This is a genomic window from Mycobacterium sp. E3247, assembly GCF_001667785.1.
Classification (GTDB): Bacteria; Actinomycetota; Actinomycetes; order Mycobacteriales; family Mycobacteriaceae; genus Mycobacterium.
Window position 1 is genome coordinate 25,661 of the sequence record NZ_LZJG01000253.1, and the last position, 12,026, is coordinate 37,686.

12 protein-coding genes are annotated in these 12,026 nt (G+C 67.0%); 4 read left to right on the plus strand and 8 right to left on the minus strand.

The annotated features are described in order from the left end of the window. The first annotated feature begins 29 nt into the window (after nt 1–29). On the plus strand, nt 30–902 hold the full coding sequence (locus A9X04_RS13600) for an aminodeoxychorismate lyase (protein ID WP_156751700.1): 873 nt from the start codon (nt 30–32) through the stop codon (nt 900–902). Nucleotides 903–1,144: 242 nt separating this feature from the next. Here A9X04_RS13600 and A9X04_RS13605 read toward each other — a convergent pair whose 3' ends face one another. From A9X04_RS13605 to lmeA, 8 genes are all read right to left on the minus strand, one after another. Beyond that, nucleotides 1,145–2,683: a sensor domain-containing protein gene (locus A9X04_RS13605; protein WP_067921126.1), complete on the minus strand. Its 1,539-nt coding sequence runs from the start codon at nt 2,681–2,683 to the stop codon at nt 1,145–1,147. Between the two features lie 143 nt (nt 2,684–2,826). Beyond that, complete coding sequence (locus A9X04_RS13610) at nt 2,827–5,196, minus strand: hypothetical protein (protein ID WP_067921128.1); 2,370 nt, start codon at nt 5,194–5,196, stop codon at nt 2,827–2,829. 75 nt (nt 5,197–5,271) lie between these two features. Further along, nucleotides 5,272–5,928, minus strand: a complete 657-nt coding sequence (locus tag A9X04_RS13615; RefSeq protein WP_067921130.1) for an FABP family protein — start codon at nt 5,926–5,928, stop codon at nt 5,272–5,274. Between the two features lie 144 nt (nt 5,929–6,072). Continuing rightward, entirely contained in the window at nt 6,073–6,375 is a 303-nt protein-coding gene (locus A9X04_RS13620) for a DUF1416 domain-containing protein (RefSeq protein WP_067921132.1), read from the minus strand. Between the two features lies 1 nt (nt 6,376). Continuing rightward, nucleotides 6,377–7,219, minus strand: a complete 843-nt coding sequence (locus tag A9X04_RS13625) for a sulfurtransferase (RefSeq protein ID WP_067921134.1) — start codon at nt 7,217–7,219, stop codon at nt 6,377–6,379. A 35-nt stretch (nt 7,220–7,254) separates the two neighbouring features. Further along, nucleotides 7,255–7,725 (minus strand): DUF4395 domain-containing protein, encoded by a 471-nt coding sequence (locus A9X04_RS13630; protein ID WP_067921136.1) that lies wholly within the window; start codon nt 7,723–7,725, stop codon nt 7,255–7,257. Nucleotides 7,726–7,837: 112 nt separating this feature from the next. Further along, complete coding sequence (locus tag A9X04_RS32295) at nt 7,838–7,927, minus strand: Ms5788A family Cys-rich leader peptide (RefSeq protein ID WP_368730642.1); 90 nt, start codon at nt 7,925–7,927, stop codon at nt 7,838–7,840. 80 nt (nt 7,928–8,007) lie between these two features. Beyond that, complete coding sequence (gene lmeA / locus A9X04_RS13635; RefSeq protein WP_067921289.1) at nt 8,008–8,820, minus strand: mannan chain length control protein LmeA; 813 nt, start codon at nt 8,818–8,820, stop codon at nt 8,008–8,010. A gap of 177 nt (nt 8,821–8,997) precedes the next feature. Between lmeA and A9X04_RS13640 the strand changes: the two genes are divergently transcribed. The 3 genes from A9X04_RS13640 (at nt 8,998) to pstS (ending at nt 11,982) form a co-directional block, all read left to right on the plus strand. After that, nucleotides 8,998–9,783: a response regulator transcription factor gene (locus tag A9X04_RS13640; RefSeq protein ID WP_067921138.1), complete on the plus strand. Its 786-nt coding sequence runs from the start codon at nt 8,998–9,000 to the stop codon at nt 9,781–9,783. Then, a complete protein-coding gene (mshD, locus tag A9X04_RS13645; protein ID WP_067921140.1) occupies nt 9,780–10,691 on the plus strand; it encodes a mycothiol synthase in 912 nt (303 codons plus the stop codon). The genes A9X04_RS13640 and mshD overlap by 4 nt, the downstream gene beginning before the upstream one ends. A gap of 166 nt (nt 10,692–10,857) precedes the next feature. Continuing rightward, entirely contained in the window at nt 10,858–11,982 is a 1,125-nt protein-coding gene (pstS, locus tag A9X04_RS13650; RefSeq protein WP_067921142.1) for a phosphate ABC transporter substrate-binding protein PstS, read from the plus strand. The last annotated feature ends 44 nt before the right edge of the window (nt 11,983–12,026 follow it).

Consider the following 12,026-nt stretch of genomic DNA (forward strand, 5'->3'; position numbering starts at 1 on the left):
GCTTTATCCCCATGGCAGGCCAGATGGGTGTGATCGTCACGCTGGACGGCGCGATCCATCCGCCCGATGTGCCGCTGCTGCACGCCGACGACCTGGCAGCGGTCCGCGGCGACGGCATCTTCGAGACGCTGTTGGTCCGCGACGGCAGGCCCTGCCTGGTCGAGTCCCATCTGCAGCGGCTGACCCAGTCGGCCAGGCTGATGGATCTGCCCGAGCCCGACCTGCCCGCCTGGCGCAACGCGATCGGCCTGGCCACCGGGCAGTGGGCGGCGAACACCGCTGACGAAGGCGCGATGCGGCTGATCTATAGCCGCGGCCGGGAGAGCGGCACGGCGCCGACCGCCTACGTGATGATCACCGCTGTCCCCGAACGGGTGACGGCGGTTCGGCGCGAAGGCCTGGCCGCGGTGACGTTGGACCGCGGGCTGGCCGCCGCCGGTACCGGGGCGATGCCGTGGCTGCTGGCCGGGGCGAAGACGCTGTCCTACGCGGTGAACATGGCCGCCTTGCGTCATGCCGCCCGGCAGGGCGCCGGCGACGTGATCTTCGTCAGCTCGGACGGTTACATCCTGGAGGGCCCGCGGTCGACCGTGGTGATCGCGACCGATGCCGAAACACCGGGAGGCGGGAACCTGTGCCTGCTGACGCCTCCGCCGTGGTATCCGATTTTGCGGGGCACCACGCAGCAGGCCCTCTTCGAAGTGGCGCGGGCCAAGGGCTACGACTGCGACTATCGCGCGCTGCGGCTCGCCGATCTGCATGCCGCGCAAGGACTCTGGTTGGTCTCGAGCATGACGCTGGCGGCGCGCGTACACACGCTCGACGGTCGTCCACTGGCTCGGTCGCCGATGGCGGCGGAATTCGCCGCGTTGATCGACTCCGCGATCGTCAGCGATCGCTGAGCGCTGAATTGTGTTGTCGCCTCGCGGAATCGCGGGTACGGTCGGCCGTACACAAGGAAGGAGGTGGTCCGCGAAATTGATAGCTTCATGGACATGTGAGGTGGCTGCGCGCTAGCAGCAGTGGCTTTCGAAGAGCCGGCGATATACGCGCGCTGGCGAATTCCCCGTAGCCACCCGGCCCCCGAGCTTCCGGTGTGTCCAACCGGTAACCACGTTCGGGGGCCGCTCCATGTCTAACACAGTTACTGGCTCACCTTGGCGGCCAGCGCGTCGGTGATCTGACCTCCTTGGTCCTGAATGCCCACTTCGCAGGCCATGACGTCGAGCACAACATCAGATACCGCGTTCAGCACACGCTCGCAGGATGCGCGGCTGGGATCCCCCGGCTTGCGCGACAGGGTAATTCTCGACGGAGCCTCGACGACGTTTCCGAAGGTCCAGTTGGCCTTGTTATTGAACCGAACGGTTAAGCCGTTGCAAGCCTTCCATTTTTGGGTCGATGCTGTCAGGAAGTCGTGGGCTTCCGCTGCGCTTTTGAAGCTGACCGCGGCTTGGTAGACGCGGTAGCTGCTGTCCGCCGTATCCAAGCCTTGCCCGCTGACTCCCGTCGGGGTGAATCCCGCGTAGCCGGACTGCCGAATCGGATCGAACGCGGCGAAGCAAGCCGGGTTTGACAAGTTCTCGTCCGGCCGTAACCGCGAGGTCGTCTCGCTGCTCGCGACTTCCATGGTTTGTGGCGCTGCCATAATGGTGGTCACCTGCTGCGCGTCGAGCAATATCGAGTCCAGCCGCGCGTTCGGCTCCGGCGCCGGCGCCGTTTGCCCGGGCGCCGCCTGCCCGGGCGCTCCCTGCGCGGGTGCTCCCGTGCCGGCGCCCGGCGCCGCAGCACGCGCCCCGGCCGGCGTCTTCCTCGAAGTTGATCCCTGGCTCATGACGACCACCGCCACCACGATCGCGACGACGACCGCGAGCGCGGCTCCGCCGATGATGATCAGCCGCCTCTTGGAACCGCCGCCGGCCGCGGCAGGGACGGTTGATGCGCCCGGTGTTGTCGCCGTGGCCCCGCCTTCCGAGGAGGTCTTCGGCGCCTGCGCCTTGTCGGGTGTTGCCGGCGAGCCTTTCTGGTCAGAGTCGATGGACGCCAGCACGTTGTCGATGTCGTTTCGGGTGCGGTAGGTGACGTCGTGGCGCAGACGCATCATCCGCAACAGTTGGGCGATGTCGCTGCGGGCGCTCGGGTCGTCGCCGTCCTCATCGAGTCCGGATCTGAGTTCGACCAACAATTGGAGCTGCTGCTGAGGGCTGAGTTCTTTCTCGGCGAGCATGTTGCCCAACCGTGTTATGTAGCCGAACGGCACGGGCGGCTCGTCGGGCAGCGGGTCGGGCAAGGGATGCGGTTTGGCGGTGAGCGAATGCACGGCGGTGACGAGCTGAATGCCGGCGTCGACGGTCGGGTTGCGGTAGTCGATGATCTGCAATGCGGCAAGCGGATTCACGCGCATGCTGCCTATGTCGCCGATGCGAACCGGAAGGATCGGCTTTTTCAAAGCCTGCGCGTAGCGCAGCTCGGACTGACTGGGTTTGGACTGTAACCAGTTGCTTGAGAGGGCGACGAGGAACAGGTCGCAGGCACGGATCTGCTCGAGGATCTTGGCCCACCAGGAGTCGCCGCCGCCCAGCTCTTGGTCGAACCACACTTGCTGTTGGGCGCGCCGAAGGGCGGCCGCCAGGGCATCGACCGTTGACCTGTCCTGGCTCGAGTAGCTGACAAACAGCGCCATCACAGTCTCCTAAGGTGAGGCCGAGCGAACCAAATTGGCCATAGCCCGCATGCGACCTTTCACATGCGCCGATACCGTATCAGTGTTAGACGCTTTCGGGATGGCCAATTCGGCGCCGTTCGAGTCGAATGCGCCTTCAACGCTTATCGCTCGTCGCCATCCAGAAGGTGGCTTTCTTGGGCGGGACGGAATTCGGTGTAGCGCCGCGCGAATTCCTCGGCGGGAACGGGCCATTGTTCGCCGGCCTGCCCGCGTACGATCCAATCGCCCTCGGCGGCGACGGTCGGGCCCTCCAGGGTGTTGACCGTTTCACCGGCGTGCGCGGGCCGCGCTTGAACGCAGCCCTTGCGTTGCCATTTCCCGTCGCCTGCCGGTTCATACGTGTCGCGGAAAATGGCGTCGCGCACGGACCAGATCTTCCCGTCTTCCTGCAGCGCCCAGTCGCCGGCGTCGGCGCGCATGGTGTGCCCGGAGTCCGACGTCCACGTCCACGGGGCGTCTCGTTGTTCTGCGCTGACCGTCCCGGCCCGAGTGAAGGACTGCCACATCGGGCGCGACCGGAAGCCCAGCTGGCGCAGGCTCCACAAAGTACCGGCCAAGCTCCGCACCGCGGCATTGAGCAACTCCGGCGTGCTTTCCACCACCGACCAGTCGACCAGCTTGTCATGGATCTTTCGTGAATCATCTCGAGGCGAACCGTATTTCCAGCCATTGCGGCGGTAATAGCGACACCAGTCCTCGTGCTCGGCGCGCGCCATGCTCATCGCGGAATCCCGGTCGAAGCCCATCAGAGCAAGCTGCTCCAATGGCGGCAATCCCACCATGTCGTTCCCGGAGAGCTGCGCCGGTGGGCTGCCCCACGTGTTCCAGGTGTGCCCCGCGATGTTTTCCACCATCCATAAGGCGTTGCGTACCTGGCGTCGATTGGACCCGCGGTAGAACTCGTTGAGGTCGGCCCATGGCATCGCGGCCGGGGACCGCGGCCCCCCCGGGTCGATCGTCGAGACATAGCGTTCGTGAATCAGCCGCGCCGCACGCTCCCAAGCGTCCTGGACTCGGCCCTCACGACTGTCGAGCACCAGCGAGTAGGACTGCAGCCTTCCCACGACCTGGATCGTGTCATCAGCGAGGTTGGTGTTGAGATCCGATGCGTAAACCGGCATCTCGGGGAGGCGCGCAGCCAGCCTACTTGCCATCGCCGCCTGCGCGTTGACCAGAATCACGGCGGTGGTCTCAGGGTCGGCATCACCGATCAAACGCAACATGGTGGGCACCGTTGGTGCCTCCGGTACCGCATCGATGACCGGTCCATCCGACATGAAGCCGGCCTGCTGGCGATGAAAGTCGTGATCCCGCAAGTAGTCGTCGGCGTCGCGTTCGACGAGGGTGAACACCGGCAACGGCACCGCATCTGGGGGGGTATAGAAGTCACGCTCGAGGGCGCGTCGGGTCAGGTCCGCGCACAACGCCAGGGTTAATTGCGAAGTGCCGCAAACGAATACCCGCCGAATGTTCTGCGCGTCGATGATACTGTCGAGGAGCCTGCCGGCGGTCACCTCGTACTTGCCGACCACATCGGCAGCCCACCGGGTGTCCGAGCCCCCGAATTGCTGAGCGCGCCACGCTTCGGCCAGCCACGGGTCGTCCATGCGCACGATCAGCGGCAACCGCTGCTTGTGGCCGACCTCGGCGAGCCGACGACCGATCATGTCAAGCCACAACAGATTGATCGCCGGGTCCGGCGCCATCAGGTAGAGCCGTGCGAGGTGGCGCCACAGCCGCAGCGACACCAGGGTGGACGGCGTGTTGAAATCGACCAGCACCACTCGGGCACCCTGCCTGCGGGCCCGCTGTACGTGGTCGTCACCCGCGTTGGTGATCACCACCAAGGTGTTGCCTCGGTCCAACGTCTCCGCGATCCCGCTGATCATTGCCTGGGTGTCGTCGTCGATGCCCACGACGACGGTGACGGAGTCTGCGAGGTTCGCCCGTAATCGGTCAACTTGGGACCGAAAGGCCGCGATAACAACGCCACCCAATCCAGTGAAGATCGCGGCGAGGGCCGTCACCCGCGCCACCTCCAAGGCGATCGGCGTGGGCGTCGGGCACGGCTGCCCGCTCAGTGAGAAATCACCGGTGCTGCCCTTGACCAACGAGGCGGTCGCCATCAGCGGTGTGAACAGCGCCGGATGGTTCGCATCGTGGCAAGACCAATAGGAGCTGAGGCCGAGTACGGCGGTCAAACTGATCAGGGCGGCGATCACCGTGAACGAGATACCTGTCGCGCGGCCGCCGCCGGTCGATCGGAACGCCATGACGAAAAACGCCAGGATCGCCAAGGTCACCAACAGCGTCGGTCCCGAGCCGGGCTGACCGAACCACCTCAACCACGCCGGCAATGCGTCCCTGCTCGACGGCCGTAGCGCCAAAAGGCACAGATAGCCGAGGAGAAGCAGGCCGATGACGGACGCGATGCGGCGGGCAGGAGGGGACGTCGTCACACTACGACGCATCCGCCGACCTCCTCGTGGTTGCACGCACATGATGACACCGGAGACGGCCGCTTGGAGGGTGAATGAGCTGGCCGGCTACCCCGCGTAGCGCGAGAGCCGCGCCGAAAGATGGGGAACCAGGCCGCCGTCGGCGTCCACTCGCTCCTCGACGTAGGCCAGGTCGCCGCCCTCGACGATGCCGTACAGCCGCTTCGCGCCACCGACCAACACGCCCGATCGGCTGCGGGCCAGTGCATCGGTCACCAGCTCCCACGACGACTGGGTGCGCGGCCTGCCGTAGAACAGCTCGACGTATCCGGCCGAATGGGCGAGCAACAACTCGATGGCCTGCGATTCGCTGGGGTCGTCGGGATCGCTGACGAAACGCCAGAAGCCCGTCTCCCGCAACCCGTGTTCCTGGTACTCGCCGGTGTCGTTGAGCCGCCATGACCGGGATTCCCAATTCAGGTAGTCGCCGCCGTCGTGCGACACCACGATCTGCTGGCCGAACCGGTAATCCCCGTCGTGTCCACGGCCCTCGCCATGTCCGCGCCACACACCGACCAGTGGCAGCAGCGCCAGCAATGCGTCGTGCAGGTTGGCGCCTTCGCGCAGGTTGGCGGTGTCGGCCGGAAGCGGCAGGTCGTCGAAGGCGGGGATGTTGCGGCCGGCGGTCAGCTTGGCGCGCTCGGCGGCGGCGGCCACCGCGCGATCGCCGGAGCTTCCAGAACTCAACGGTTCGTCAGAAATCACGATTCGTCAGTGATCAGCCGGTACAGCGTGTACAGCGCAAACCATGAGATCACCACGACCGAGGCGACCAGCATGATCTCGAAGAACAGCACCACGGGGACAAGTCTATTCGCCCCGCGAGATCGCGTCGGGGCAGCGGGGGTCTCAGGCGATCTTGACGTTCACCTCGTGGATGCCCGCACCCGACGGGGCCACCACGGCGTTGCCGTTACCGGCCGACGACAAGGCGCGCAGCGTCCACGACCCGGGTGCCGCGAAGAACCGGAAGTCGCCGGTGGCCGACGCGACGACCTCGGCCGTGAACTCGTCCGAGGAGTCGAGCAAGCGGACGAACGCGCCACCCACCGCCTGGCCGTCGCTGTCCACGACCCGGCCGGTGATCACCGTTTCCTTCTCCAAGTCGACGCTGGCGGGCAACGTCACTCCTTGTTTCGGGGCAGAGCACATATCAGCTTCCCAACTCAATCGGGGCACCCACCAGGGAGCCGTATTCCGTCCAACTTCCGTCGTAGTTCTTGACGTTTTTGTGGCCGAGTAATTCCCGGAGCACGAACCAGGTGTGCGACGAGCGCTCCCCGATGCGGCAGTACGCGATCGTCTCCTTGGTGCCGTCCAGGCCCGCGTCGGCGTACAGCTTGGACAGCTCCTCGTCGGACTTGAAGGTGCCGTCCTCATTGGCGGCCCTGCTCCACGGCACGTTGATCGCTCCCGGAACGTGGCCGGGCCGCTGGCTCTGCTCCTGCGGCAGATGCGCCGGTGCCAGGATCTTGCCGGAGAATTCGTCGGGGGAGCGCACGTCGACCAGGTTCTTGACGTTGATGGCGGCGATCACCTCGTCGCGGAACGCCCGGATGCTGTTGTCCGGCGCGGCGGCGGTGTAGGAGGTGGCCGGCCTGCTGACCGCTTCGGCGGACAGCGCCCGCCCGTCGAGTTCCCACTTCTTGCGGCCGCCGTCGAGCAGCTTGACCTTCTCGTGGCCGTACAGCTTGAAATACCAGTAGGCGTAGGCGGCGAACCAGTTGTTGTTGCCGCCGTAGAGGATCACCGTGTCGTCATTGGAGACGCCGCGTTCGCTGAGCAGCTTGGAGAATTGCTGAGCGTCGACGAAGTCCCGCTTGACCGGGTCCTGCAGGTCGGAACGCCAGTCGAGCCTGATCGCGCCGGGAATGTGGCCGGTGTCGTATGCGCTGGTGTCCTCGTCGACTTCGACGAAGACGACACCGGCGGCCTGAGCATTGCTGAGATGGCTCTCGGCCCAGTCCGCGGAGACCAGGACGTCGGAGCGTGCCATGCGGGGGATCCTTTCGATCGCTTGCTATGAACGGGTCATGAGGCGCGCCCGGCAGCTCGGAAACGCGCGACCAAGGGGTAGAGCTGGCAGCCCAGGCAGATGCCGAAGGCCGCATTGAGGAAGGCGGCGACGAGCGCCCCTGCGGTGGCGATGACGCCGATCACGAACGCTCCCGCGGCGAAGGCGGCGACACCCGCAAGCGCGAAGAGCAGGCCGACGAGCTGGGCGAACTTCAGGGGCGCGACCGGTTCGCGCTCCGTCACGGGGCCCAGCCGGGGTGCCACCACGGTGGCGAATATTCGCCCATAAGGGTGCTTGCGTGGGCCGCCGACGGCGCCGACGGCGAAGATGACGGCCTGCACCCCCAGAATCGCCGCCGCCGCCGGCGGGCTGGCGGCGGATACGGCGAGTGCTATCACCAGGACCGCGGTGGTAACCCAGGCTGCGAACCTGGGGCCCCGCACGTCGACGGTGTCTGGCTGGGTGCTGGTGTTGGTGCTCGGCACGGTACTACTCCTGGATACGCCTGTTGCTTATCTGCTTTTTGGGAAAGAACGACGGGAGTCAGGCCACGGAAACGTTCCGGGCTGCTCCGAGTGCGACGCGAAGGCGCGCGACTCAGCAGCTACAGCGACAGCAACAGCCCGCGGTGCGGCACAGATCGACTGCGCGGCGTTGGGTGAGCAACGGCTCGAGGCGGGCTAGCACGTCGGCAAGCTTACCGAATGACGGGGAACGATCAAATCAGTGGCGCTCGCCGGCACCGCACGCTTCGGGCGGTGGCGGGCTCAGGACTGCTTGAACCCGTCGAGGTTGACGGTCACTCCGTAGCTGATGCCCTCGATGATGACGTCGGAGCCGCGCGCCCCCTCGGTCTTCGGTGCCACTCCGAACGGAAGCCGCTGGTTGGGCACCCTGGCGGTGAAGGCGCGCAGCACCGCGTCCCGCTTGTCGTCCGGCACGGCCTGGTCCGCGGTGTCCGGCCCGGTGAGAATGCCCGTCGGCGCGATCACCAGCGTCGCTTCATCGTCCGGGGCGATGGAAAGGTCCACCGAGACGCTGACCCGGTGCTCGAAGTCGGCCGAGTGCGGGGTGCCGCTGAACACCAGGCCGTGGCTGTCGGAGATACCCGACGCGGTGACGCCGCCGGTGGCGGTGTTGGTTTCCTTCGGCGGCGCCTCGACCATCAAATCGCTGATGCCCAGGTACCGGCCCAGGTGCGTCGAGCCGATGATGATCCGACTCTCCAGCTTGCCGACCGGCAGTTTCGCGTCGGGCCCGATCAGCCAGGACGAGTGGGTCAGGTCGACGGAGTACATCGTGGCTTCCAGCGTGGCCTTACCGACCGTCGCGTGGTCGACGGCGTTGGCCTTGATCTCCACCTGGTTGTAGCGGTCGCGCATCGCCTGGGGGAGGAACGGGAAGGCCACGATGGCGACGAACGGGTCCGACCTCAGGTTGGCCGCCTTGCGGACGCTGCACGAGAGCCGGTATTCGGCATAGATGCTGCTTCCGTAATCGACGGCCACGGTGCCGAGTGCGACCACGGCGATCGCGGCCGCCACGGCCGCCACCCCGATCAGGACCTTGCGCACCCGCACATTGTGGCGTAACCCGGCGCCCGCTGTGCGGCGGACCGCCACGGTGGCGGGGCTCACAGTGCCATCGTCAGCACGCAATAATGGCAGGTGGCAAGTTATCGTTAGATGACCTGGCAACTAACGCGTCGTTGCGTTGCGAATTGTGAAGATGCCGTTCCCCCGAGCTGGAGGGGCTAGTTGGAGCTATTACTGCTGACTTCCGAGCTGCATCCCGACCCGGTCCTGCCGTCGCTATCGCTGCTTCCCCACACCGTCCGGACGGCGCCGGCGGAGCCGTCGTCCTTGCTCGAGGCGGGGACGGCGGACGCGGTACTGGTCGACGCACGCACCGACCTGTCGTCGGCGCGCGGCCTCTGCCGACTGTTGAGCACCGCGGGACGGTCGGTCCCCGTCCTGGCTGTGGTCAGCGAAGGCGGCCTGGTGGCGGTCAGTGCCGACTGGGGGCTGGACGAGATCCTGCTGCCCAGCACCGGGCCCGCCGAGATCGACGCCAGACTGCGGTTGGTGGTCGGTCGTCGCGGCGGGCTCGCCGACCAGGAGAGCGCCGGCAAAGTCAGCCTGGGCGAGCTGGTGATCGACGAGGGCACCTACACGGCCAGACTGCGGGGCCGCCCGCTCGACCTGACCTACAAAGAGTTCGAGTTGCTGAAGTATCTGGCCCAACACGCCGGCCGCGTCTTCACCCGCGCTCAGCTGCTCCACGAGGTGTGGGGATACGACTTCTTCGGCGGCACGCGCACGGTCGACGTGCACGTGCGTCGGCTGCGCGCCAAACTCGGCCCCGAATACGAGGCGTTGATCGGCACCGTCCGCAACGTCGGATACAAGGCCGTCCGGCCGGCACGCGGGCGCACGCCGATCGCGGACCCCGCTGAGGATGAGGACGCCGAGGGCGCCGACGACGTCGAGCCCGGTTCCGAGGGCCTGCGAGAGCCTCTGGGCGACGCCCTGCGCAGTCAGTGACCGCGCCGGCCTGGCGCTCGACGCTGACCGCGGACGAGCAGCGGCAAGTGCGTGAACTGGTCACGGCGGCCACGGCATTCGACGGGGTGGCCCCGGTCGGAGAGCAAGTGCTGCGCGAGCTCGCGCACGACCGCACCGGGCATCTGCTCATCACCGAGACCGACGGGGTCGTCGGCTACCTCAACCTCACGCGCGACGCCGACGCCGGAATGGCCGAACTGGTGGTGCACCCCCGGGTCCGGCGGCATGGACTCGGGACCGCGCTGGTGCGCTCGGCGTTGGCGGAGACCGCGGGGCGCAACCGGTTCTGGGCACACGGCACCCTCGAGTCGGCCAGGGCGACGGCCTCCGCGATGGGTCTGGTTCCCGTGCGTGAACTGCTGCAGATGCGACGGTCGTTGCGCGACATCCACGGCTTGGTGCGCCCCATGCCCGGCGTGCGGATCCGCACCTACGCGGGCACCACCGATGACGCGGAGCTGTTGCGCGTGAACAACACTGCCTTCGCCAGCCATCCCGAACAGGGCGGCTGGACCGAGGTCCAGCTGGCCGAGCGGCGCAATGAACCGTGGTTCGACCCGGCCGGTCTGTTCCTGGCGTTCGACGACTCCGACACCGGTCAGAGGGGCAAGCTGCTGGGCTTCCACTGGACCAAGGTGCATCTCGATCAGCCCGGCCTGGGGGAGGTGTATGTCGTCGGCGTCGACCCGTCGGCGCAGGGCCGCGGGATGGGGCAGACCTTGACGGCCGTCGGGATCGAGTCGTTGGCGCGGCGGCTGGCCGGCTCCGCCGACCCGACCGTGCTGCTCTATGTGGAGTCGGACAACGTCGCCGCCGTGCGCACCTACCAGCGCTTGGGCTTCAGCACCTACAGCGTGGACACCGCCTACGCCGTCGCTCCCGAGTGACCGAACACGCGGGCGGCGGGTCCGATACCCCCGGCCGTTCACCTGCGCTTGCTACTCAACGGGTGCCGCGGGCCGCGTCGGAGCATATTTTCGCCGTGACCCGGCAACTTCTTGTGAGATGGCCGGCGGCGCACACGCGGGTCCGAATGGTCAGGGAGCGGGAGCGGTGAGGCTCGACAGGGGAGGCAGGGCGCTGGCGGCGCTGGGGGTGGTGACTCTCGCGGCGGTCGCCATGACGGCTTGTGGCAGCGATCAGAACCGGCGCGGCGCATCGCCGGCGGCCGTTTCCGGGCCGACGGGTACGGCGGGATGTAGCGGTAAGAACAAGCTCACGGCGGAAGGATCGACGGCCCAACAAAACGCCATGGCGCTGTTCAACCAGGTCTGGGGGCAGTACTGCCCGGGCAAGAGCGTGGCATACAACCCGACTGGTTCCGGCGCCGGGCGTGAGCAGTTCATCGCCGGCCATGTCGACTTCGCCGGGGCCGACTCCCCGCTGGCCGCGGACCAGATCGGTCCGGCCGCCGCGCGCTGCGACGGCAACCCGGCGTGGGACTTGCCGCTGGTGTTCGGGCCGATCGCCTTGGTCTACAACCTGGCCGGAGTCCCCGCGCTGGTGGTGAGCAGCGATGCGTTGGCCAAGATCTTCAGCGGACGGATCACGGCCTGGAACGACCCGATCCTGGCGGCGCTCAATCCCGGGGTGGTGCTGCCCGACACCAGGATCACGCCGATCTACCGTACGGATTCGTCGGGGACCACCGACAATCTGCAGAAGTATCTGACGGCCGCCGCACCGCAGAGCTGGACCAAAGGCGTGGGCACCGAGTTCCAGGGCGGGGTCGGCGAAGGCGCCACGAAGTCGGCCGGGGTCGTCCAGGTGGTGCGGGCCACCTCCGGAGCCATCGGATACGTCGAGAAGGGGTTCGCCGACCAGGGCGCCGTCCCCTACGCCCGAATCGCCAACAACAAGGGCGTCGTCGTCCCGCTCACCAACGACACGGCGGTCAACGCCGTGAAGGCGGCGAATTTCCTGGCCGACGGCAACGACCTGGTGCTCGACCTCAACTCCATGTACAGCTCCCAGGAGCCGGGCGCCTACCCGCTGGTGCTGGCGACGTACGAGATCGTGTGTTCGAAAGGCTCCGACCCCGACACCTCCAGAGCGATCAAGTCGTTCCTCACGGTGGCCGCGGGCAGCGGGCAGACCGATCTTCCCTCGGCCGGCTATGTGCCGTTGCCCGATAAGGTCAAAGTGCGGCTGGCCGCCGCGATCGATGCGCTGCAGTAACCAGGCTGGCCCGGACTCAAGGAGCGGCAGAATCGTGCCGGGAT